Source organism: Haloarcula sp. NS06 (assembly GCF_051122755.1).
Lineage (GTDB): Archaea > Halobacteriota > Halobacteria > Halobacteriales > Haloarculaceae > Haloarcula.
On the sequence record NZ_CP184847.1, the window covers coordinates 21,945 to 44,362 of the forward strand.

Here is a 22,418-nt window from a genome sequence, read left to right on the forward strand (position 1 = left end):
ATTCTTGCCCAAGGCGCGCGCCAGATTGCGCGCGCTCGCCAATTGCGTCGGCAATATTCGGCTCAATACGCGCGCACCATCTGCCGCGCGCTCTCGCGCATTTGTGGGGAATCTACCTACTCAATATCTTACCAAAGAAATCTAATAAAAATGCTCGATTTGTGTTAGACGCCCTCTATCTCCGGGTTACGCCCCTTTACTACCCTGGAGTCGAACAATACAAATGCGACATGACGAAGAAGATATCCACCGCGAACGGCGAGGCACAGGCGGCACAGACTGACGCATACGTTCGGATTTCCACGCACGCTCAGAATCGCTGGACCGAACGCACATCCGCACAGGAGTCGCTGAGAGCCGCGTGGGAGCGTTCCATCCGAGTTCGGGCCCCCAGCGCCAGTGCGACAGAAGTACGCTTCTACGCACCGTGTGAGGCACTGTTGATTTACCGCCAGGGAGCTCTCCGGACTGTGCTCAACAACGATGGCCGGATTGACTGCACTGCGCTGGGCGTATGCACCGCCTGTGAGAACCTGATTGACCCTGTACAAGATGCAACGTGTCGCTGGTGTGGCGCAGAGACGGAAACGCATGGCCGTGGCCGTGCGTCGGTTGTCCGAGGTGATAAGGCGTGAATGGGCCATACGTAGATCTTGACGAGTTGGATGGTACGAACGGCTGGGTCCAGACAAGCGGGTTTGTCACCTGGGTCGAGGACGTCGCGAACCACCGGCCGTATCAGCGACTCCGTCTTGGCGATCAGGACACGAGCGAACCTGTCGTCTGTACTGTTTGGACGGACGATATTGCGCTCGACGAAGGAGCTGGATATAGACTAACCGGCGCTGACGCGACCTACGATCCATACGGTGAAGTGCAGCTGAAGGTTGGAGAGTCCTCGCAGATCGAGCAGTTCTACTCCGAATAAGGGAGGAGGACTCGGAAGTTGAGTGTCAGATTCCACATATTAATCTCTCAGCTTTCAGCTGTTTTTGAGCAGAGATGGGATCTGTGTTTTCAGCTATTATAAGTGTAGATTTTAGCTATTAGGGGGTGAAATAGTCGTTTAGTAATCCCTCAGATCTCACGCAGAATAATTTCGCAATTCAATCAGATTGTGTCGGCCAGTACAGGTTCTGCACTATTCATCTGCCGGTAGGCCGACACCGCTTCAACGCTAGATTCATATATTTGAGTAAATCAATAATATTGTATATGATAGACGGACTTGAGATAGTCTCACTTGGGGTTGGATCAACTATTCCAGACCACAGGCCTCTGTCGGCAACTTATGTAAATGTAGATGGGTATGAGTTTCTGATTGATGCTCCAGAAGGCGTTCAATACCGACTATTCAAGCATAGTTGTGGTCTCACAATTGACGATATTTATATTACAAATTCGGCCAAACGAAGTCTCCTTGGTCTCCCTGGATTACTAAACACGTTATCATATATGGCTGAACGAACCGACCCGCTGACGATTCATACTCCCAGACAAACACTCTCTAAGGTCCGTGAGGTAGAAGATTGGTATTCAAATATCAAATTCGATATCAATATTCAAGAGGTCTTGCCTGGCAGCCGCGTTATTGAGAGGGATGACTGGTTCATCGATACGATTGATAACAGCATAGCAGGCTCTTACGGGTTAAAGATTGAGGACGAACCACGTGGCGAATTCAATCGAGAGAAGGCCAAGGAACTCGGCGTTCCTGTCGGTCCGAAGTTCAGCAAGCTTTGCGATGGAGAACCTGTTGAAGCAAGTGATGGGTCTACAGTGCTACCAGAACAGGTCCTTGATACAGATGCTAAAGATCCTATTCAAATAGTATTCTCTGGTCGAACTGATATCTCTTCAGCAGTCGAGACAGCCGGACAACTTTGCGATGTTCTTATCCATGATGCTGCGACTCTGAGTGAGTTTCAAAGTAATGGGAAGCGGGCATCGGTTTCACAAGCAGTCGAGTTAGCCTCAAGAGTGAACCCCGATCATATGTTTTTAAACAGACTCACCAGTGGGATCAATCATCTATCTGATGGTGAGCTAATTAGGAAAGCAAACGACACATCTTCTGTTCCTCTCGATATTAATGTGCTGAGTGAAGGTACACGAATTAGTGTGAGGCGCAATGAGGTTCAAATATCTGAGAGCTGATGAGTCGTGAACTTGATTTGAGTCGTCTATCTCCCGGTGACGCCGTTATTGTTGATATTGACCAGCAGCGTGAGGATAGCGCAATTGCTGATACAGTAGATACACATATGTCGATAATCCAGTGCGACACGCCTGAAGGGGAACCCGTCCAAGCTGAAATACTGGATATAGACAGGGCTAATCAGGAGATTCTCGCGGTTCCAAAAGATATTGAGTCGCCAATCGGCAAGTATGCTATTGGTGATGAACTTACAGTATCTGTCAATAACGTGACTAAAGGGAACGCCCACGTCTCACTTGGGCCAAAATCCACTCTCAAAGTTCTCAATTATACTCACAAATTAGATGACATTGACGTTATTGTCGTGAATATACGAGAAGAAGATAACACTGTCCTAGCAAAACGGCTTGTCAAAATTAATCAATTATCGCGGTCAAAATTGAATGAGGCCGACCAGACAGGAGAAATAGAACTTAGAGTCTCGGCTGAAATGGATATCGAAAATCTAAACGTATTTATAAGCCATCTTATTGCAGCACAAAATTGGGACGTTCTTGAAAAGCTATTTCAACAGCATCAAAACAGTAAAAAAGCTAATATTGATATTGCCTGGGATTTGTTCGAAAAACAGTCTGACTATCCCTCAGCAGGGTTACGCGATGTACTATACACAGCAGTGGCAGATAACCGGGCATTAGCGCCTGTCTTTAGTTGTGAATATCTTGGGGTAGTAATTGAGGCAAAAGAATACCCTGTTGCTTGGAGGAGCAGTATTCAGGGGAATTTTGCGGCACACTGTTCAGCCTATGGCATCGAGCCGAATTATTCCTCAGTTTCGCCAGTAAAAGAACTCGAACCTGAAGCCACTATAGAAGCCGATCAACTCATTATTCAAGGACGGCAATCAGATTCGCGTAATCACAGTGTCAACAGGAAACTGCGGAATGTATGGAATGAACGCTGTGCAGTATGTGGGCACGGAGCTGAGTCACGGAATGACAAAACCGGAATTGAAGGATCACATATTTATCCAGTTAAATATGGTGGCCCTGATCAAAAGGGGAATATTCTCCCGATGTGCCGAAACGATCATTGGGCTTTTGAAAATGGCTGGATAGCAATTACCGACAGGTACACTGTTGATTATTACTCTGACATACCAGATAGTGTGGCTTCGCTTCTGAATGTCAACCAAGGGGACCAGCTATTATTAAGAGACGGCTACGAGCCAGATCGGGATTATATCGCTTTGCATCGGCAAATTCATGGATTTGATTCAATCCAAGTCGGCAACCGATTCCCCATCGTTCTAGACAGTATTGGGGTGAATGGGGCACAAACTCATTTCCCGTCTGGTGATACTATCGTTGTCCCGTATGATGCGGTTAGAGAAGTTGATAATTATACCATAAATGTCGTCGTAACTGATACTAGTGGTGGTAACATTATAGCAAGACCAATAAAAAGTACAGACTCTGTGTGAGAAAATTACATATACTGTGTAGTTTGGCGTGGTGTTTGCAATAGGCTTCTGTCAAGTAGTTACTGGTTGCAGCAAGTGTGTGATTTATACTGACCACTACATAGTACCACTTGCGGCAGGGTTTTCATCGGCCAGTCAGAATTGCGCGCTTGAAGTCGCAACTGCCCCCAGTCAGAGCTTGATCTCTGCAAAGGCTTGGTCGATAATCTCCTCACTCGGTGTGTTCAGATATGGTTCAATAGCAGCGAAACTGTCCCAACCACCGACAGCCATCACCACGCGAGGATTCATTTGCTCGTCGACGAGGAGTCGCTGGGCATACCGACGACGGAGGTCATGCGTACTCACCTTCTCAAGATCGTCATCACCGGTCGCTTGGGCTGCACGGTTGGCGGTACGCCGGACGACCGCGCGAACGCCGGGTTGAGTCAGATCGATGAACGGGTCGTTGGGAGCGATGTTGTGTTCGTTCTGATACCGTTTGAGATCGCGCTCAACGCGGTCGGGGAGGTAGGCATCGCGAGGCTTTCCACCGTTACCGCTGGTGTCTTTCCCAGCTGTGACTCTGAGTCGGTACTGGCCGCTGTCAGCTTCTTTCACGTTGGCAGGACACACCTGTGGAATCTCGAAGGCCCGAAGACCGACAAATGCCCCGAGTTGAATGATTATGTCGTCGCGTTGGCTGTTGGTAGCTCGGCGCAGTTCTTCGATTTCACCGTCGGTGAGCCACACCTTATGCTCGTTTCCAGCAGTCGATTCGATACGCATTACGATTACTTTTATTTCCGTTAGTAAAGTATCTAGCGGTTGGTAGAAACAGGGGTATACACACCGGATTTCCGCTGTAAAACACCGAATCTGTTACGACTAATGTAACAAGTCGTTATTTGACTTCACTGGCTTATTCTTCTATTTGCGCAGTGTTTGATTTATACGGCTCACTTGCCGTTGATATACTGTGGAGGAGACAGCCGAACAGGTACCTGAGTCCGATTCAGGGGGACAATCTGAAGATGAACTCCGGAAAGAGCTCTACGAGCAATTTGACATCGGTAAAAAGGGGGGAACTCGGCATCCGGTATATCATTCCAAGATTAGACAAAACCGTTGAGACAGAGAAGAAATATGATATTGATGAACGTTCAAAAATTTTGGCGCAGATAGCTCTGTTCAAAGCGTATGAAGATGCGGGGGTATTCAGGACATTGACTTGGTCTGTGCTTCTAATCGCTGCGTTCGATGTCTTGCATTACTTGAATCCCCAACTGATCGGCATTCTTTTCGTAGCAATCACTACATTTAATGGGTTCGTCGGCTCCCTACGTTCGCCCGAGATGATGGCTGCTGAATTAGAGGGAGTCCAAGATGAAGAAGGGATGCCAGCCGATTACCGCACGACCGCATACTCGTCTGTCAATACCAATGTCACTTTAGTACTGTTCACTGTGGCTGTGATAGTCCAGCTATTAGTGACGAGTTCAGTCGTCCAAGGCGAGGTGCTGACGCAGAATCTATGGGATGGCGTGATACCAGCTGTAGCGACAGCCTTCGGTTTATTTACAACACCTATACTGTACGGACGGCTTCGCAGCAAGAGCGACTGAGACGGATTCCACTGCTATTCAAATACTGATGTTCCGGGAGAGGCCGGTCCCTCCCATCTGCTACAATGAATTGTAAAGTCGTTATCTCCATGCGCCACCGAGACGTTTTAATTCGGTCCAAGTGAGACACAGTATATGTCGGGTCCAGATGACCATTCATCGTCGGACTCTTCGTCCAATTCTGAGCATGATATAGAGGCTTTGCGGACCACACATCAAGAGGCACGAACTGTCCTGGATCACCAAATTCAGACATTCAGAAAGATCGACGACAAAGCAGCCCGGACGTTCCGACTTGATGGACTTCTCCTCGGTCTAATTCTGACTGCCCTCTCGTTCTTATCCAGCAGTAAAGCCCTTGACGTGGTGAATTTCGTTAACATTTATACTCTGGTGGGGGTCATCTTATTGATAGTATCGTTCATTTTGGCAGTGGCGACCTTTACAGTCACAAACATCCGAACCGGTGTTTCGCAGAACGATATCCAACGTCTCGTGGATAAAAAATACTCCGAAAGAGACTGGCTAATCCTCCTGTTGAGAAGCGAAGGTGCTTGGATGGATGAAAACGATGGCAAACAGAGCACGAATACCACGCTGCTAACCCTGAGCCACTTGGCGCTGATTTTGGCTGTGATTTCAATTTCAATTGGCAGCGCTGTCCCGTTTTTATAAACAGGACACGCTTATCAGGCTGGCCTCCTGATTTATGTTCATGAGCGCATCGGCTACGGAAGATGAAGATTTGCTTGAAGGCCAATCGGTATTCAACGGTCCACGTTTCCTAAGCAAACTAATTTACAGCATAGGATCCGACGAACCTGAAACTCAGGCCGACGAGTAACACTTTCACCGCGGTTTGAAGACGTTTTTAATTACCAGCGTGTATCTTAATGCATGGGCAACGATGAAGACAGCGGCGGTTCTTCGGGAGATGACCCCGAGAACAAACCGTTACTCGAGGGCCAGCTGATCACGAATAGTGACGATGATGATATAGAGATCGGAGAATCAGACACCAATGAGTGACGGAGAAGACATTGAGGATGAAGACGAGCCAGATAATGTGGACGCGGAAACTGAACCACTGCTTGAAGGGCATATTGAGTGTCTGGCCGAAAACGGAGATGAAGACGACAACATATACCAAGGTTCAGAACACGACTGATGCACCTGCTGGACCCCATCTTACTGTCCTGACCGGTTCACGGCCTGTGTGAGAAGTCGTCACTGACCCAGCAAAGCCGCACCCCCCAACAGGGCAACAGATTCACACCAGTCCAGCGACAAATGACGGGTGGCCGTTGACGTGGCAGGAGCCCTCTCGGGTAAGCACGCGGGCGCTCCTGGCCGGAAAACGGTCTGGAGCCCGAATCAATGAAACTCACCCCGACACAGCTGACGGTCTGGATAGAATTCGCTTCGAAGGCGCTCACTGTCGTATTGATTGCTGTGCAAATAGCCAAGAAAATAAAAGATAGAGAAAGATCTGGCGAAGAGTAACCGGGGTGCCCACAATCGGAGCCCCCTCGGGTAAGCAAATGAAGATTAGCGACAAAGGAACATAACCTTTCTCACCGAGAAATCGTAACCCAACCGGAGGGCAGTTTTTCATCAATATGGCCCGTATCAGCAACTGAGTGAGATGATGGACCAACTCAGGGGCGTGTTAGCGATTGCGGCCGTCGGAATAGGCGTACAACGATTGTTGTACAAACTGAAGTTGGTGTCGAATACCCCCACAAAGCTTAACAACCGGTTTTAATCGCTGAAGTCCGTATAGATTTACACCCAGTACACGACGCACCCCCGACGAAAGCCGGGACATAGCGTTCTCGATGCTGTTCAGCGGGAACGCTGACGCGTTGCAAATAAAGCGCGTGATGCCTACGAGAAGGCCGATGATGTCCAGGAGGTAGCCGACCGACTCCGTGAGGCAGAAGCTGCAGTTGGAATGTTAGCTGATTTCGCCGAAGTCGAAGCTAAGGGGCATGATGATAACTGACCGTAGGAACGAATCCAGCCGTGGAAGGAGCGCGGTGGTCGAACCCAAGACATCCCGCTTGATGAAGGGAAACCACGTCGGCATCCACATTAATCGGGTTTGAAGCCCCCACTTTGGGTTTAGATGTCTCTGTTGAGGTACCGACTTGGATGACTCCATTACACAGCTACTCTTCGGTGAATATGTCTACAGTTTCTGCTCAATCAGCGTTATATCAATTGTCACATCCCGCTTCGCGTGAGCCACCGTGAATATTGTCAGCAACAGCACAATGGTGAGTACGAAGGCGAGAGATACCACTATCCAAGCCGGTGGTGTTGTCAAAATCATTGTTATTAAACGTCTTGCTCTGCGGAGCCGGTCTCCATCTCGTCTATCAATTTCTCTGCCTCTTCCAGAAGGTCGTCATAGTCTTTTTCCAACTCGGTCTGCTGTTCTGGGTTCGAGGGAGTAGAATTACTATCTCCGGCAGATTGCTTGTTTATTTTCCATGGTTCCCATCTCCGGAGGCGATCAATCAGCTCCCGCTTCTCTGCAGGCAAACCACTTTTGAGTTCTTCTGGAGTGGATTCCCAACTACGGGCGAGGAGGTCCCACTGCTCCGGAGGAATGTTCTGCCAATACTCGGCCGGCTTTTCATCATAGGAAGTTGGTGCAGGTAGTGTCGGGTCGCGCCGTGGGATTGATTTTCCCTCGGGAATGTACACCTCGCCTTCCTCAATCAGTTCTCGGATATGGTCTTTAATCGTCGATAGGTCACTCATGGAGATGTCAAACGAGTTCTTTGCACTACGGAACTCTTCACTACGAGCTATCGACTCGTCGAAGGTATCTGGCGGACTGATATATTCATCCATCACAACAGCTACGGTTCCAAGCACAACCCGCTGAATCGCCTTCTGATACCCGAATCGTTCGAAAACAATCTGTTCAACAATATCCAGTATCTTTTCACGCTCACCTTCTGTCATCGGGAACGACTGACAGAGTGCCTGGCATATGCGTTTTTTATCCCGCCGTGACTCTCGGAGGCTATGCGAACCAACCGAGGGGTGCCGACCCTCATTGTACCTCCGTAGCTTCTTGATTTTTCTTGAGTCGTCTTCGCTTGCTTTGCCAATTCGCGTAGCTCCAACAGTATCGTAGCCAGTGAAAACATACCCTTGATCTGTCCCACGCGGGTCCTCTGATGAAGCGTCGATGCTATCTTGATTCCGTACTCTTCCCGGTGCTGTCATTCTCCCGTAGCGGTGTCTGTGCGGATTATCCCGTTCCTCACGCTCACTGAAGGCATCGTTAGCCGGGGTTTTAACCTCGTAGTCGGCCTCAACGATCTCCTCCAACGAGATGTCTTGAATCTCTTCAGGAATTGGTTGCAAACTACACTCTGTTGGTTGATTATTGCTCATATTAGATCCCTCTCGTTGAGAATATCGTCTGCAAGGCGGGGGCAGAACGATCGACAAACCAGCGGCTCAATATATTCGGCTCTGTCTGAAAACGACAGACTTGTCGCTCAAAATTAGTTCGCGTCAGAGGAAAATTGGGCCGCCATGGTGTCCCCCGCTTCATTTAATTGTATTGTAACGGGGGATACTTAAACAGATTTCCGCGTCGGGTACTTGCGTGGCTCTCACGCTATAGGCTAATTTAGCAGTGTAATAAATTACTCTTCGGACTCATTCATTTGTAGTTGGATAGCAGGACCAAGAGTTACCGCTCAGTGATGCCTCTCGTCCTTACTTGAGCTCTCTCCCACCGAGAATTGACTGGAGCTGTTCTGGTGGATCAAGTCCTCTCCGCTTCCATGTCGCCAGCATCGTTGTTATCGTCTCGTGAATCTGGACCCCTTCCGCCGACCGAAGGGTCCGAAACATCTTCCGAAGGACTACTTGCTCGCGCAGAGCCCGCTCTGCGCGATTATTCGTCGAATCGACATCCGGCTCAGTCACGAACGTAAGCCAGTGACCCAACCCGTTGCTGATCTTCTTGATCAGCTTCTGAACCTCTCGAGCCTCGTAATCTTCCCTAATCAGGCCCTCCAAGTGCAACGACGCTTCCGCCCGCTTCTGCTTGCGGGCGGAAGCGGACGGCTCTTCGCCGACGAATGTCGTTAGATCGTCGTGGAGTGTGTGTAACTCCCCAGATAGCCGCTCTGCTTCCTCGTGCCGTTCAGCGACGTACTCGGCTTCTCGCAACAGATGAGCCCAGCACCGCTGAAGTTTGGTGTGGTAACTCGAGTATGCTGACCAGCCGTCGCAACTGAGCGTCGAGTCCTCGGCGAATTCCTCGCCGAGGACGTCCTCTAAGACCTGACTTCCACGGCTCTCATCAACCCAGAACAGCACTTCGTCATCAGTGACGAACGTCCACGCCCAGTGTTGTTCTCCATCAACCGGAAAGCCTGTTTCGTCACAGTAAACGACCTCACTCTCCCGAATCTTCTCTTTAACGTCGTCGTATGCGGGTCGCAGCCGGTCTGCGACCCGCTTGGTCATGTTGTAGATCGTCCGGTGGGAGATCGGAAGATCGAGCTCCCAGTCAAACAGCTCGGCCTGTTTCCGGTTCGGCAGTCGTTGATGGAACCGACCGAGGGCGGTTTGGGCCATGATATTTGGCCCAAACCGCCCCTTTTCGGGACAGTCAGGATGTTCAGCAACGACCTCGTTTCCACAGGAGCAGTGGTGTTTGCCGAGTTTGTACTCGGTAACAGTAGTTGGAACGGGAAGCGGTACGTCGATAATAGTCCGTGAAATGTAGCTATCAGGGCTAGAAAGGGTTTGCTCACAGTCTGGACAGAATCCCTGATCGACGTGGATCGTCTCTTCTGGTTCAGGTGCTGTTCGAGTAGTTCCCTCGTGACCTTCACTGCGTCCAGGCGATGAGTCGCTGGCGGCGTCAGAATCGCCGCCAGCGTCGTCTTCATCAGATTCCTCGTCTTCGTCCTTGGTTTGGCCGTCATCGCCTGGTGAATTACCCGCACCGCCCTGTTTACTGGGTGGTGTGTTTGGGTTTTCGTACTGCTTGAGGCGAGCCTCAAGCTGTTCGATCTCTTGTTGTTGTGCAGTAATCTGGCGTCGTAGAAGCCGGTTCTCGAGCTTTTCGATTACGAGCTCCTGGCGGAGTAGCGAACTATCGTCGGTGCGGATCACGGAATCTATTGATTCCGTTGATCCGCGACTCCCCAGCGACACAGTAGTTCAGTACTGGTGAACGATCTATGAGACTGCTACGAAATCGTCTCAGCATGGAACTGCTATCCAACTACATTCATTTTACCGAGGAGCCTTTCAATTTCGTTAACCTCGACACGGTAAGTGGCAGCTGCTAACGAAGGAGGGGGACCCCGTATTTCATGTGCTTTTTGTGCGATAGAAGCGGGGGGGCTGTTTCCGCAATTAATTCTGAGCACGACAGAGGTGGAAGGGGGGGCTGTTTCCGCAATTAACTGTGAGTACGACCGGGTAGCAGGACTCGATCGTAACTCCGGCCCTCAAAATGCCATGTCCCGACACAGTGTGTATACGGGAAAGCGGCTTCAACGCGAGTGGCAATCTAGTGAAGCAAAGCTCAAGTAGCTATCCGCAGGCTGCTGGTTTCAACCCGGGAGTCCAACCGCTTGTTGTTCAATTTCTGCACCAAACCTCACAGTTTGCCGAGTCAACTCAGTATGGTGGCTTCCAGACAGCAATCTCGCCACTCGAACCCACGGTTCTATCCACGGAAGTTCCGCTACAAGCCCCTCGATATCGATCCCTGGACCGAAGAAGAGGACTCCCAGCGGATCGTCCGGGTCTGCTACTCGACTCCCGGGATCATCGACGAGCGAGAGGACAGTCTCATACAGCACGTCCCGGGGCACTGCATGGTCGTCGTCGACGACGTCGGGGCAAACCTGAGTTCCGCGCTCGTCATCAGTCGCGAACGGGAGTGTGAACCGATAGTTCCCGTCCTCAGTTTCTCGAACCAAATCCAGCGCCACCAGCGCATCGAGATTCCCGTCACTACGGAGTGAGCGTGGACTTATCCCAGCCCTTTCGGCTAGCTCAGTCTTCGAGAGTGGGTGTGCCGACCGCAGCAACACCGCTACTGCCTTCGAGACTGTTGGCGTCGCGTCGGGTAATAGTTCCTCGGCGTCAAGATGTGCCAGCGCCACGCGGACCTCATCAAGTCGTATCGGCCGCTGCTGTGACTCTTCTCCTAGCCGGTTCAGTGCTGTCGACAGCGCCCACGGGTTGCTCACGAGCGTCTGACAGAGCGTCACGGCCTCGGGAGTCGCTGTCAGATTCTTCCGTTCACCGACGCGATTCAGTACCCCTACGTAGCCCGACCGGTCGACTTCTCGCAGCGGGACTTCCACGGCGATCTCTGGCCTATCCTCACGGACTGGCAGCGGGTCCGCAAGATGGTCAGCCAGCGGCTCGAGCACTCGGTCAGGGCTGGGACTCCGGACCACCAGTGACCCGATATATGTGCCATATGGGTCTGCGGCATCAACCTGTGGGGACAGAGCGGTTTCGAGCTTCGCCGGACGGTCCTCGAACAGTTGCCGATAAGTCGCGTAGTGGCCGTATGTCGATTGAATTGTCGCAGCAACGCTCACTGTTTCCATGATGTTATCGATGTCGCTGTCGTTGACCGGACTCGGGATGCGGAGTTCGCGGATGAGGTCGACACCGGCGACGTCCAGCAGGTGTGCAATAGACCCAGCAAGGCCGTGTGCCGACCGCATAATCTCACTTCGGAGTTGTCCCCGGTCATCGCACTCGTCATTGCGGAGGTCCGTCGTCATTTCGGCCAGTTCCTGTCCCCACTGGATGAAGTTGTCTCGAAGAACCTGTGGGTCGTTTTCGGCGTCACTGGAGAGACAGCCGATGCACCGAGCTGATCGAAGGATGAACGGCGAAAGGTCGATCTCGTCCAGTCGGTCTAGTGGAAGCGCGTTGTCGAACAACCGGGGCGACGCCAAACTCAATGCAATGCTCGTTATGTACTGGAGGGGCGTTGTGCCTCGAACAGCGACAATGGCCTCGTCGCGGTTGGCGTCATAGCTCACGCCTCGGACATGGAGGTCTTCGGTCGACGTTGAGCGGCTATCAGCAACATTCCCTCGGGAGACAGTGATTGCCCCGGACGTCGCGAGAGATGCCGTCGCATCGTGGGTTGTGCGGTCAAGGAAACGTGTGCGGTACGGAGCGGTGTCGGAATCGTCTGCGGAGGCGGCAGCGGTGCCGGCGGCGGCTGGCGGGTGCTGTCCAGGCGGTCCCTCCCCCTCCCTCTCAGGCGCGGGATTACACGGCCTCTTGCGAGACTTTCCGGTGCCGCCAAACAGCGAATCGAATTTAGACTGGCGGCCGATTTCAGCGTCGAGACGGGCTAACACTCCCGAACCGCTATTACGGAGCGAAATATGGTTGCCGGCACCAACTGAGTAGCAGTCAACCAGTCCAAGTTCTTTGAGGGTACTGAGATACTGGCTTACCGTTGAACTGTCGCGACGAAGCATCTCGGGTATAGACGCCTGTGGGACCGTTTCTGTCGGTTCATCGGCTAACGCCCGCAAGAGTTGGACGGGTCCACCCTCAGGGTCAAGCGTACTGAGAGCGTCGTCGACCACCTTCTCAGCCGAGTGGTCGCTGTTATGGGTAGTATTCAGGTAGTCGTCAAAGTCCAACGGCAGGTCAGAGCGATGCGTGTCGGCCAGCCAGCGAGCCGTGCGCCCCGTACAGATGAGATATACATCACACTGCGTGTCGAGGACAGAGAGCAGTCTGAACGTATTCTCGCGCTGCTGTCGGGGTTGCTCTGCAAAATCAGTCTTGTCGATATGTGCTGCAATAGTCGGTGTCTGGTCAGCAGCAGCAAGGACAGCGAGTGGTCCGTCAGCAAGATCGGAGTCTATTGCTTCATCGAGCGTTGGGTAGTCGGCCCAGACAGGAGCAACTTGGCCTTGTCCAAGAGCAGCAGTGTATCGGAGTGCGTTTTCGTGTGCCACGCTTTCCGGAGGTGTTCGGTCAGGGGCGGCATCGGGTTCCCTGGCGGCGTCAAGCCAACCCACCAGCTGTGCGTATCGGCCGTCACGAGCAGTCACCCCGGCGTCGCGAAGCGTCGACGTCCACTCACGCTTCGATGTTCCTGCAAGTAGTTGCCGAACTGCATCAGTGAGAGTAGTCTGGAAGGGTCTAGACGACAGGATAGAATGCAAGACATCAGATGGGGATGCGTCGCTAACATCGACTCTAGTTGCATCAAGTCGGTCCTGACCCCTGAGTGAGAGTTTCACTGCGCACCACCGAATAGCCAAGTTTCGCCGGAATTTACGGCTTTCATCGGCCAGCACTCCGTATTAGAGGCTTAGCTGACGATGGGAGAGAACTAATAGTCTGGAGCGATAAGGAGCAGACACGGCCCACACGCTCCAACGATTTAGCGCACAGGACCTTTCCACAATCATATGCGCTGAATCGCGGGTGGCCCGTGTCAGCCCCTCTTGGGGCTAACACGTACATTCTGAGTGGCTACTCTATTCGCCGTCACCTCCGTCGTCTTCATCGAGGTAGGTTACTTTTGTAGCCTCGAATTCAACGAGTGCTTTCCGCCCCTCGATGGTCAATGCCTGACGGTGTTCTTTTGGGATGACGAGTCTGCCCTTCTCATCGACTGCCTTACTGAACGAGATGGTTAAGTTGTCGTCGGCACTCATCTTGTTCAATATTATGCATCTGGTTCGGTTATAAGTCTATTGGACAGGTTTATGGACCAAATTCATCAAATAGTAAAGACTGTCACGAACAGTCTGTATAATTTGATTACTAGTACCGTCGCTGTCTGTGTATTTGTTCATTTTAATAAATTTTCCTATATTTAGATACTGTACAGTCTTCATAATAGTAGGAAACCGGTATTTTTACCCGTTTCTGTATACAATACACTGTTACGAATGTCGAACATAACGATTAACGATATACCTGACGAGTGGGTGGAAGAGGCTGACCAACGAGACCTATCCCTCGGAGAGTATGGGAGGCGGATGGTCCGAGCCGGACGGCGACAGTTTGGACACGACTACGAGCCGTCAGAAACGCCTGCTACTCCGCAGACGCTCAAGCTTGACGGGAGTACCGGGTCCGAAGTCGAAACCCACCTCAAAGCGTGGATTCACAAGAATCTCTCTACTGACGATGCACAGGATGTAGATGAACTCGTCGCCCTGCTCGAAAACGATTTCACCGGCCTCTTGAGCGATCTCATGAACGAGGGAAAGGCACAATACGAACCCAGAGAGGAAGGGTATCTTAAAGTCACTGATGAGTAAATACGGTAATCTCAACTTTGACGAGCAGTGGTATAACGAGCCGCTAAGAAAGTACCTCGAACACAAACAGAACGTCGATAACGTGACAGACAGCCGATTTTACGACATCGCCCGTACCCTCGTCGGAAATCCTGAAAGATTCGATTGGGAGTGTCTAGAAGAATTTGACAAACCGTCAATAGAGTGGGAACCGTGGGATGAGTTCGTTGACTGGCGTGACGGAATGACACTATCTGATGCACGAGCGTTCAAACAACAACTCGAAGACGCTGGCTTAGGTTCACGGAGTGTCGAGATGGCTCTACGAATAGTCCAGTCGTTTCTGAAAGAGCTGCTGGAACGAGATGTGATTGAGTCGAACCCAGTCGCCTACGTCTGTGACGAGGCAGAGTTCAACCACAGGGAACCGGACAAAATCGACCGCAATGTGGCCGAAATTGGGAGCTACCTTCGGGCCATCCCAAATCACCAACAGCGAGCAATGGGAGTCACCTTTGCCAAGACAGGCATCCGGATAGGTGAGAATATGAATATCGACCTCCCGTTCCTCAATCTCGACCACGACATCTACGACGAAGTGCTTGACCAACACGATGTGACGCTCGTAGACGAGATTGCAGACCACCCGGACACTCTCTACATCCCAAGCGAGCCAACAATGGGTGAGGTATTCCGGGGAGAGAAACGGCAACTCGGAAACAAGCGAAAGCGAGGGACGAAAATCCCAATCGATGGTGAAATGAAGAAGGCACTGCTCAATTGGTTTGCTGTCCGGCCAGAAACCAGCTACCCCCATCCGCTATGGGTTAGCCCGACAGGTGAGCCAACTCGACTCGGGCAAAATACCCCGAATATGAAGTTGACAAATTACTGGGCTGAGGAAACCGGCCTCGTCGATGACGGCGACAATGGCGCGTTCACGCCCCACTGGTTCCGGCACTTCTTTACGACGAACATGAAGCCGGGGCGCGGCCACCACGACGACTCAATCGACCCGACGCTGGTGAAATACATCCGGGGCGACGTTGAGGACGACATCATGGAAGTCTACACCCACGAGTGGGGCGACCAAGTGCGTCAAAAGTACCTTGACGCCATCTATCACTTCGGTATCTATGACTGAGGACGCTCGTGATGACCGCGACGACTGGCCGACGCCCGGCCCGAACGAGCCGGTCCCGTCGTGGGACGAGTACAACCAGCTAAAAGAGGCCGTCCACGACTACCTCGATCACGAGCCCGACGACCCGGCGTGGGACGACATCTGGCGGGCGCTGGGTGCAATCATGGGTGAGTATCAGAGGGACGCGTTCGTCCAGGCGTTCGACCTCGACGAGCCTGCCGAGCAAGCCTGCATACGCCGCCTCATCACGGGCGACAACGCGTGTCCCCACTCACCGCTCGAAGCCGATGACGACCCGACTGGGCCACCTCACAGCCCGCCAGCCGACGACCACGCAACACTCTGGCTCGACGATGGTGAGCCGGCGCTGTACTCGATGCACGTTTACCCGGGCAATATCGAGCGACTGGATTCCAAAGAGCCGCCACACAACCTCTGGTTCGATGTCTTTGAGTTCGCCGCCGAGTGGGGGCTGGAGGTCTCGGTCCTTCCGAAGTCCTGGTACAGTCTCGGCTCGACGGTGCAGGTCGTCTTTTACCCGCCTGAGCGGTATCGATAGCCGCCAATAGCTACACCAGTAAGTTCAGGAGCAAGGGCAGACTGTCTCCGTCATATGTGGGTATGTAGTTCAGTCTGGCAGAACAGCCGGACCGAGATCGGATCGCCGGGGGCGTGAGTCCGCGCGGCACGTCCCGCGATGCTACTCAGCGCTCCGATCGGCCGGCCGGCCCGAGGTTCAACTCCTCGCATACCCACTAACCCAAGGATCGAGATGCGTTGCGAACCGCAACTGCGATAACGAACCCACGCGGGGAAACCTCACTCCAAACGAGGGGTGGGGGTGGGGAGCCACTCTACATCGAACTGAGTGTCGAGAATCCCATAACTAGCGCAGAGCCCTCCATTTCGCAAACGGTGTGTATCTGGTATCAATTACACATCGCAAAGGGGGTGGGGGTAGTACTTGTCGCAGCACACGTTCTGTCGGTCAGCAACTACGCTGTCGATGAATCTTCGTCGCCGGGCATCCCGAATACCTTCCACTTGGTCTTCGTCAGTAGGCCCGCCTCACGCCATTGCTGTTCGACGCGGCGTTCGTCCTCAATGTAGGTCGCTAATTCTTGTACCTGTTCGTCTTTTGCGTTGGCGGCCTGCAACTGTTGCCGAAGGTCCTCCACTCTGGCTTCTGTGTGCTCCAGATCAGCCTCAAGCTCATCAACCCGGTCGGCCTTCGCGAATAGTTCCTCGAGATCGTCGTACTCGCTCTCGTGTAGCTCCCGAGCCTCAGCCAGCAGTGCTGCGGCGGCCTTCGATTTACTCGAGTGTGGGCCATCCTCATCCGCGAGATTCTCCACAAACTCGTTCAGGCCGTCGTCGACGGAAATGGTGAATCGTGGCATGGTTCCTCCTGTGGTTGTGCGCTCTCTGCATCACCCTGGTTCAGGTCTGAACCACGGTGGTTCAGTGTGATTCAGAAACGAACCAGCGCGGTGCAACTGCACATCATCTACATCGGAATCCGCCGCCAACGGCTATCAAGCTCCGTCAGACAGGCGGCTGACAGTGGTGCAAGGTGACCACCTCCTGTCGTGAACGACTAAACATCCCGAATCGCGCCGCAAGATAGAGAGAGAACGATTCAACACACCGGATTTCCGCTGTGCTCACCCGCCGCTGCACACCCCACCGTTTCCGGAAAAAACCACCAGACAGAGAGCGAGTTTTTCACTCGAAATGTGGTGTGTGAAGCGGAGGTCAACACCGCTTCGGTTGGCGTCTGTGGGTTAGGACAGTGTGCTAACCATCGTCCTGCACGACTCTCTCGTTCACAACTCAGTCAGATCGGCGTCCCATTTGCCGTGGCCGGCCTTCTCGATGCCGTCGAGATCACTGAAGTAGCGGTTGATCGACTGCCACATCGATTCCGCGCTCGAAAACTCATCTTCGAACTTGGGATACAACGCCTCACGTAACTCGCTCGTCTTCATCGGGCCGTCCTCAACCAGCAGTGAAAAGACACGGAGCACTGCCTGTTCTCCATGCTCGGTCGTCGGCGGTTGTACCTCTAGTTGAGCCTCAAACGCCGCCAGCGCATCCGTCTCGGAGTCGTCATCATCGTGCCCGCCATCCACCGTGTTCTCTTCGAGTGCCGCAACGCGCCCCTCAAGACGCTCTATGCGATCGAGGAGATCCCCACCATCCAGCACGTCGTGTTCATCAGCGTGCACCAGTCCGGTGATTCGCGCCGTCTCGACGGAGTCACGGATGACCTTCGCCTTCGAGACACCACGCTCGTCGGCCTCCGCCTCGATCCACGCCGCCAGCTCGTCGTCAACAGAGATTGAGAATCGTTGCACCGGTATTCACCACATCGGTTGTCATCGGTCGCGTATAAAAAGATACGTTGGACAAGAGTATACACCAGATTTCACCAAGTTGGTGAATACTATGGGTTCCCCGGTCGTTCAACTATTCTCGCGAGGGCTTCCGAGTTCAGTGGAATATATTGGATATTCGATATCGTCACTGGTCGCCGTACAAGATATAGAGGGTGCGTTCATCAGACCAGTAACGATAGGCTACAGCGTTAACGGTAGGATTGGTGCCCAATAACAATAATCCGTGGCCTTGTTACTTTTTCCATGGTCAAATGTGCTCGATGCGGCCGTGACGTGGATGAAGTTCAAAGCATCTCGCCAGATGTTATTACAGAGGAACTAATCGAATCAGTCGATCACGGCAAAGAAGACCTTGCCGGTGAGGGTGATATAGAAGTTTGTGACGAGTGTATGGCTGAACTGAAGGGAGACTGAAAACAAAGCGTGAGTTCGTTCCCGACAATTTCAGCACGATTTGGATTACAAGATTCGCGCGCTCCATCTTGCATTCACTGGAGCCTGTCATAGAAAGCGTCACGTGCGAAGCAGCAGGGTTTGGAAACTGTGTCCACCAGCTCCAAAGCCCTGCAAAACGTAGCTTCGGTCAACGAGTTCTTGAATGCAGCGGCTACCGAGACGGTACCGCTGTTCGAGCATCTTGAGTTCGAGTTTCTGCTGGATTACGACGTGTTCGCCCCCTCGAAGCGGGGGCGAACACGAGTTCACAAACCACCAGACCTCTTTCGCGGCTTTCTACACTGCTACTACGAGGATGTCTACGGCACTCGTCCAGTCACACGAGAACTCCAACACAGCCTTGTCTGGTACTACTGCGGTCTCGACAAACCGCCATCCAGAGACACCATTGACCGGTTTCTCACTGATCTCGAACACGTCGTTGACGATGTCTTCAACAGACTCGTCGAGCAGGCCGCCGCCCGCGGCCTGCTCGACTCCACGTACTCCATCGATTCGACTCACGTCGAAGCGATCCAACACAACGACGCCGCATCGTGGAACTACGATCCAACAGCCGAAGAGTACTACTACGGCTTCGGCTGTACAATCGCCTCAACCGGCGCGAAGATCCCAATTGCGGCGGAATTCACACAGGCTAAACAAGCAGATCAAGAGACGGCGATGCGCGTCACGCGTGACGCGCTCGCCGTCGATACACCGGTCTGGATGCTCGGAGACAGCGCCTACGACATCCTCGATTGGCACGACCACCTGCTGGCCGCAGGGGTCGTGCCAATCGCTCCATACAATCCGCGAAACACTGACGACCCGAAGGACATCGAGTACAGGGTCGAAGACCGAATCGAGGAACACAGCGAGGACGTTCAGCTGAAACAATCTATCTTGGACGAGACGTATAACAGCCGGACAGGAGTCGAACGAACTAACGACGCAGTCAAGGATTGCGGCCTCGGGCACGTCCGCGCCCGAGGCCGCGTCCACGCACGAACAGAAGTATTCGTTGCGCTGTGTCTCCGGCTCGTCGTTGCAATCACCAGCTTTGAGCGGGGCGATAACCCTGGCCGCGAGAAGCTCAAGCTATGAGATGGATTCTATGACAGGCTCTGTACTCACTTTATCTCGAACGCAGGTGAAGACAGCTCCGCGACTACGAAGGCGAGTACGTAAGTTTGAAACTCAGTCTGACCCATTTTGGAGAAAGTACGGTGTATCGAGTATGCAACTGCGTTGGCACGCGGTTTCTGTCGGCCCGCCAGTACGCTGATTGTGGACCGGATAACGCTGACCGTTGCCTCGGCGGTATCTCACTCACGCCCCACTACCGTACACAGCGCTATTCGATGTAGTATCGGCAAGCGAATTTCGAACGACAACATCCATGAGAACAGCTCTATCCAACCCACTCACAGACATCCAGCAATCACAGACAGTCCTCATCATCTTTGCGAGTACGCTCGTGAGTGTGATGGGCGTCTCCCTCATCAGCCCAGCACTGCCGACGATTCAAGCAGCATGGAACATCTCGGCGAGTCAAGCGAGTCTCCTCATCTCGGCATTTACCTTGCCCGGTATCGTTCTCACACCGTTCATCGGTCTCATCGCCGACCGCGTTGGTCGCAAACGTGTGCTCGTCCCTTCGCTATTCTTGTTTGGCGTGAGTGGCATTGCAGTCGTGTTTGTCGACGAATTCACAACGCTTCTCGGTCTCCGCGTCGTGCAGGGAACCGCTGGCAGTGCCATCATGAGTCTCACCGTGACGCTGCTCGGTGACCTGTTCTCGGGGGAACAGCAGAGTCGTCTCATTGGACTGAACGCGGCAATCCTCGCCATCGGCGCGGCTGGCTACCCCTTACTGGGCGGTGGCCTTGCGCTGCTCTCGTGGGCCGCGCCGTTCGTCTGTTTCGCACTCGGTATTGTCGTCGCCGTTGCCGGCTCTGCGATTCTCCCTGAACCCGAGAGTAGCATGGATTCGTCCGGACTGTCGTACGTCGTTAACGCAGCTCAATCGGTCCCAACACGGACGGCTCTCGGGTTGTACGTCGCTATTTTCGGCATTTTCTTTGTTCTCTATGGCGCACAGCTCACGGTCGTCCCGTTCATTCTCGACGAATCCTACGGCCTTTCTTCTGGGATGATCGGGCTGTTGCTCGGACTCCCAGCGGTGACGATGGGGGTGACGTCCTCACAGTCGTCCCGTCTCATGCGCCATCTCTCACCCCCGCGGCTCATCACACTCGGTTTTGTGACCTACGGTATCGGGATGACGCTCGCTGCACTCGCCCACTCGATCACCGTCCTTGCCGGCGCACTGTTCCTTTTCGGTATCGGGCAGGGATTCGCGGAACCGATCACCGATACAGCACTGAATACACTCGCGCCCGATGCGTTCCGCGGCGGAATCATGAGTATCCGAACGAGCGTGCTTCAGTTCGGAACGACCCTCGGCCCGCCAGTGTTCGTTGCTGTTGCCTCAATTGTGGGCTACACCGATACGCTCCTCATCGCCGGTCTCGCTGCCCTCGCTCTCGGCATCTCTGCGTTCGGCCTTCTCACGCTTTCAGAAACTGGGCAATCAACTCAACGTCGCACATTCACAAATGAGTGATTGATCTGTTCCATGAGCTTGTCTCTATCCCGAGTACGGTTGCCCCGCACCCACGAAAAGAGGGTGTAGATGGCTTCGTTCAGCGAGTGTTCTAGGCCCATATCTGCCCCTCGGAACGTAGGCCAATAGACCGAAGGCCGGTATCACAACAGATCTCGATACGTGCGTGTACTTGCTTGGGAGGTCTTCTAAACGCTTTCCGCACATTCGAGAGGAGCGAATCATCCACCGTCCCGTTCCAGAACCCAGTAACCGCAGTACGTTTGTTACCCCCTGAGGAGTGCGGGGGTAGGAAAGCGCCCTCGAGTACAACCTATGGCAACACTCCAAGCAGCGACGACGTCGACCGGCACGATTGTATCGGACGCACAAGCAGTCCGTCAGCTCTGTGAGAGCTATTGCTTCGGGACCCTCAACTGGGAGGTAGACGAGGAGGGCGAACTCATCATCTGGGGCTACGATAGCTTCGAGGTGTACGAAGCGCGTGAGAACGGTCTCCCCGATTATGACGGTGGGATCGTGACCCACGAGTTCCTCCGGCAGCTCGCGGAGTACATCGATGGCGACCAGGAACTCGACATCCAGACGGCCGGGTATACGAAGTGTCGATTTCCGGTCCTCGCCAAGCGGTACGTCATCCGCAATGGTGAGGTCCTTCACGCCGATCTGACCGGACTCGACCCGATCGGCGAATAACTGGTGATCATCCCTTGGCAGGTGAAGAGGAGTCGTTTATCGGGGGCTGACGGACTGAGCCCCACGTGGGGCTTCGTGATACCATGTCCGAGCAATCTACTGACGACTCGTTCGAGGACTGTGAGCTAGGCCCCGAGGCAATCCTCGGTACGCAGACGTTCGAAGACGTCCTGTTCACCGAGGAGACAGAGACCCCGGTGAATGTTCTTACTGGCGAGACGCCCGAGCATTCGCAAGCGAGCGTCGACGAAGCTCGGGCCTTTGCCGCCGGGATCGACACCGATACGCCGCAGATCGCGCTGCAAGCATCGGTCGAATCGCAGATCGAAACCGCGAGCAAACCGTACACGGCAGCCGCGTTCTTCCACTTCAAAGCGACTGGAACACTCGCACTCCACCGCGCCTACCACGCAGCGTACGAATCGGCGGCGTTCGCGGTCGATTTCGACGCCGACTACGAAACCGGTGACCTGACGATCACCGTCGAGGAGATCACTGGGTCGGAACGAGACGACGCCTAGCGAGCGCGTATTCCGGCGGTGTTTATCGAGCGCCGGCGATGGGTGCCGGC

At 53.3% G+C, this 22,418-nt stretch carries 22 protein-coding genes and 1 tRNA gene; 16 read left to right on the forward strand and 7 right to left on the reverse strand.

Going from position 1 to position 22,418, the window contains the following annotated elements:
* Positions 1–631 precede the first annotated feature (631 nt).
* From ACODNH_RS23565 to ACODNH_RS23575, 3 genes are all read left to right on the forward strand, one after another.
* Positions 632–928 carry a hypothetical protein gene (locus ACODNH_RS23565; protein ID WP_434531911.1) on the forward strand — a complete coding sequence of 99 codons (297 nt, stop codon included), beginning with the start codon at positions 632–634 and terminating at the stop codon, positions 926–928.
* 287 nt (positions 929–1,215) lie between these two features.
* Positions 1,216–2,157 carry a hypothetical protein gene (locus ACODNH_RS23570; RefSeq protein WP_434531912.1) on the forward strand — a complete coding sequence of 314 codons (942 nt, stop codon included), beginning with the start codon at positions 1,216–1,218 and terminating at the stop codon, positions 2,155–2,157.
* On the forward strand, positions 2,157–3,641 hold the full coding sequence (locus ACODNH_RS23575) for an HNH endonuclease (RefSeq protein WP_434531913.1): 1,485 nt from the start codon (positions 2,157–2,159) through the stop codon (positions 3,639–3,641). Before ACODNH_RS23570 ends, ACODNH_RS23575 begins: the two co-directional genes overlap by 1 nt.
* A 171-nt stretch (positions 3,642–3,812) precedes the next feature.
* On the opposite strand, the gene ACODNH_RS23580 is transcribed toward ACODNH_RS23575, so the two are convergent.
* The gene (locus ACODNH_RS23580) at positions 3,813–4,409 is read right to left on the reverse strand and encodes a site-specific integrase (RefSeq protein WP_434531914.1); all 597 of its coding nucleotides are present in this window, start codon (positions 4,407–4,409) and stop codon (positions 3,813–3,815) included.
* A gap of 245 nt (positions 4,410–4,654) precedes the next feature.
* Here ACODNH_RS23580 and ACODNH_RS23585 point away from each other — a divergent pair, with 245 nt between their 5' ends.
* The 4 genes from ACODNH_RS23585 (at position 4,655) to ACODNH_RS23600 (ending at position 6,413) form a co-directional block, all read left to right on the forward strand.
* Positions 4,655–5,245: a hypothetical protein gene (locus ACODNH_RS23585; protein ID WP_434531915.1), complete on the forward strand. Its 591-nt coding sequence runs from the start codon at positions 4,655–4,657 to the stop codon at positions 5,243–5,245.
* Between the two features lie 135 nt (positions 5,246–5,380).
* On the forward strand, positions 5,381–5,920 hold the full coding sequence (locus tag ACODNH_RS23590) for a hypothetical protein (RefSeq protein WP_434531916.1): 540 nt from the start codon (positions 5,381–5,383) through the stop codon (positions 5,918–5,920).
* 222 nt (positions 5,921–6,142) lie between these two features.
* Positions 6,143–6,274 carry a hypothetical protein gene (locus tag ACODNH_RS23595; RefSeq protein WP_434531917.1) on the forward strand — a complete coding sequence of 44 codons (132 nt, stop codon included), beginning with the start codon at positions 6,143–6,145 and terminating at the stop codon, positions 6,272–6,274.
* A complete protein-coding gene (locus ACODNH_RS23600; RefSeq protein ID WP_434531918.1) occupies positions 6,267–6,413 on the forward strand; it encodes a hypothetical protein in 147 nt (48 codons plus the stop codon). The genes ACODNH_RS23595 and ACODNH_RS23600 overlap by 8 nt, the downstream gene beginning before the upstream one ends.
* 1,172 nt (positions 6,414–7,585) lie before the next feature.
* Here ACODNH_RS23600 and ACODNH_RS23605 read toward each other — a convergent pair.
* From ACODNH_RS23605 to ACODNH_RS23620, 4 genes are all read right to left on the reverse strand, one after another.
* The gene (locus ACODNH_RS23605) at positions 7,586–8,659 is read right to left on the reverse strand and encodes a hypothetical protein (protein WP_434531919.1); all 1,074 of its coding nucleotides are present in this window, start codon (positions 8,657–8,659) and stop codon (positions 7,586–7,588) included.
* 330 nt (positions 8,660–8,989) lie between these two features.
* A complete protein-coding gene (gene tnpC, locus ACODNH_RS23610; protein ID WP_434531308.1) occupies positions 8,990–10,444 on the reverse strand; it encodes an IS66 family transposase in 1,455 nt (484 codons plus the stop codon).
* Between the two features lie 404 nt (positions 10,445–10,848).
* Positions 10,849–13,533 (reverse strand): hypothetical protein, encoded by a 2,685-nt coding sequence (locus tag ACODNH_RS23615; protein ID WP_434531920.1) that lies wholly within the window; start codon positions 13,531–13,533, stop codon positions 10,849–10,851.
* Positions 13,534–13,773: 240 nt separating this feature from the next.
* Positions 13,774–13,953, reverse strand: a complete 180-nt coding sequence (locus ACODNH_RS23620; protein ID WP_121304842.1) for a hypothetical protein — start codon at positions 13,951–13,953, stop codon at positions 13,774–13,776.
* 327 nt (positions 13,954–14,280) lie between these two features.
* Between ACODNH_RS23620 and ACODNH_RS23625 the strand changes: the two genes are divergently transcribed.
* The 4 genes from ACODNH_RS23625 to ACODNH_RS23640 all read left to right on the forward strand — a co-directional run bounded on the left by ACODNH_RS23625 (position 14,281) and on the right by ACODNH_RS23640 (position 16,443).
* The gene (locus tag ACODNH_RS23625; protein ID WP_434531921.1) at positions 14,281–14,565 is read left to right on the forward strand and encodes a DUF5805 domain-containing protein; all 285 of its coding nucleotides are present in this window, start codon (positions 14,281–14,283) and stop codon (positions 14,563–14,565) included.
* Entirely contained in the window at positions 14,558–15,688 is a 1,131-nt protein-coding gene (locus ACODNH_RS23630) for a site-specific integrase (protein ID WP_434531922.1), read from the forward strand. Before ACODNH_RS23625 ends, ACODNH_RS23630 begins: the two co-directional genes overlap by 8 nt.
* On the forward strand, positions 15,681–16,247 hold the full coding sequence (locus ACODNH_RS23635; protein WP_434531923.1) for a hypothetical protein: 567 nt from the start codon (positions 15,681–15,683) through the stop codon (positions 16,245–16,247). Before ACODNH_RS23630 ends, ACODNH_RS23635 begins: the two co-directional genes overlap by 8 nt.
* 58 nt (positions 16,248–16,305) lie before the next feature.
* Positions 16,306–16,443, forward strand: a tRNA-Leu gene (locus ACODNH_RS23640).
* 240 nt (positions 16,444–16,683) lie between these two features.
* Here ACODNH_RS23640 and ACODNH_RS23645 read toward each other — a convergent pair.
* Together ACODNH_RS23645 and ACODNH_RS23650 are read right to left on the reverse strand one after the other, a co-directional pair.
* Entirely contained in the window at positions 16,684–17,088 is a 405-nt protein-coding gene (locus ACODNH_RS23645) for a hypothetical protein (RefSeq protein WP_434531924.1), read from the reverse strand.
* A gap of 426 nt (positions 17,089–17,514) precedes the next feature.
* Positions 17,515–18,045, reverse strand: coding sequence for a CopG family transcriptional regulator (locus ACODNH_RS23650; protein WP_434531925.1), 531 nt, complete (start codon positions 18,043–18,045; stop codon positions 17,515–17,517).
* Positions 18,046–18,360: 315 nt separating this feature from the next.
* Between ACODNH_RS23650 and ACODNH_RS23655 the strand changes: the two genes are divergently transcribed.
* From ACODNH_RS23655 to ACODNH_RS23675, 5 genes are all read left to right on the forward strand, one after another.
* Positions 18,361–18,501: a hypothetical protein gene (locus ACODNH_RS23655; RefSeq protein WP_434531926.1), complete on the forward strand. Its 141-nt coding sequence runs from the start codon at positions 18,361–18,363 to the stop codon at positions 18,499–18,501.
* A gap of 129 nt (positions 18,502–18,630) precedes the next feature.
* Positions 18,631–19,629, forward strand: coding sequence for a transposase (locus ACODNH_RS23660; RefSeq protein ID WP_434530815.1), 999 nt, complete (start codon positions 18,631–18,633; stop codon positions 19,627–19,629).
* A 295-nt stretch (positions 19,630–19,924) separates the two neighbouring features.
* Positions 19,925–21,151 carry an MFS transporter gene (locus ACODNH_RS23665; protein WP_012289573.1) on the forward strand — a complete coding sequence of 409 codons (1,227 nt, stop codon included), beginning with the start codon at positions 19,925–19,927 and terminating at the stop codon, positions 21,149–21,151.
* A 315-nt stretch (positions 21,152–21,466) separates the two neighbouring features.
* A complete protein-coding gene (locus ACODNH_RS23670) occupies positions 21,467–21,847 on the forward strand; it encodes a hypothetical protein (protein ID WP_050033547.1) in 381 nt (126 codons plus the stop codon).
* Positions 21,848–21,930: 83 nt separating this feature from the next.
* A complete protein-coding gene (locus tag ACODNH_RS23675; protein WP_006186968.1) occupies positions 21,931–22,368 on the forward strand; it encodes a hypothetical protein in 438 nt (145 codons plus the stop codon).
* The last annotated feature ends 50 nt before the right edge of the window (positions 22,369–22,418 follow it).

Coding starts and splice junctions, on each gene's coding strand:
- ACODNH_RS23590 (WP_434531916.1), top strand. CDS start 5,381: ATGTCGGGTCCAGATGACCATTCATCGTCGGACTCTTCGTCCAATTCT.
- ACODNH_RS23600 (WP_434531918.1), top strand. CDS start 6,267: ATGAGTGACGGAGAAGACATTGAGGATGAAGACGAGCCAGATAATGTG.
- ACODNH_RS23570 (WP_434531912.1), top strand. CDS start 1,216: ATGATAGACGGACTTGAGATAGTCTCACTTGGGGTTGGATCAACTATT.
- ACODNH_RS23620 (WP_121304842.1), bottom strand. CDS start 13,953: ATGAGTGCCGACGACAACTTAACCATCTCGTTCAGTAAGGCAGTCGAT.
- ACODNH_RS23595 (WP_434531917.1), top strand. CDS start 6,143: ATGGGCAACGATGAAGACAGCGGCGGTTCTTCGGGAGATGACCCCGAG.
- ACODNH_RS23675 (WP_006186968.1), top strand. CDS start 21,931: ATGTCCGAGCAATCTACTGACGACTCGTTCGAGGACTGTGAGCTAGGC.
- ACODNH_RS23635 (WP_434531923.1), top strand. CDS start 15,681: ATGACTGAGGACGCTCGTGATGACCGCGACGACTGGCCGACGCCCGGC.
- ACODNH_RS23605 (WP_434531919.1), bottom strand. CDS start 8,659: ATGAGCAATAATCAACCAACAGAGTGTAGTTTGCAACCAATTCCTGAA.
- ACODNH_RS23630 (WP_434531922.1), top strand. CDS start 14,558: ATGAGTAAATACGGTAATCTCAACTTTGACGAGCAGTGGTATAACGAG.
- ACODNH_RS23575 (WP_434531913.1), top strand. CDS start 2,157: ATGAGTCGTGAACTTGATTTGAGTCGTCTATCTCCCGGTGACGCCGTT.
- ACODNH_RS23585 (WP_434531915.1), top strand. CDS start 4,655: ATGAACTCCGGAAAGAGCTCTACGAGCAATTTGACATCGGTAAAAAGG.
- ACODNH_RS23625 (WP_434531921.1), top strand. CDS start 14,281: ATGGTCCGAGCCGGACGGCGACAGTTTGGACACGACTACGAGCCGTCA.
- ACODNH_RS23665 (WP_012289573.1), top strand. CDS start 19,925: ATGAGAACAGCTCTATCCAACCCACTCACAGACATCCAGCAATCACAG.
- ACODNH_RS23670 (WP_050033547.1), top strand. CDS start 21,467: ATGGCAACACTCCAAGCAGCGACGACGTCGACCGGCACGATTGTATCG.
- ACODNH_RS23580 (WP_434531914.1), bottom strand. CDS start 4,409: ATGCGTATCGAATCGACTGCTGGAAACGAGCATAAGGTGTGGCTCACC.
- ACODNH_RS23645 (WP_434531924.1), bottom strand. CDS start 17,088: ATGCCACGATTCACCATTTCCGTCGACGACGGCCTGAACGAGTTTGTG.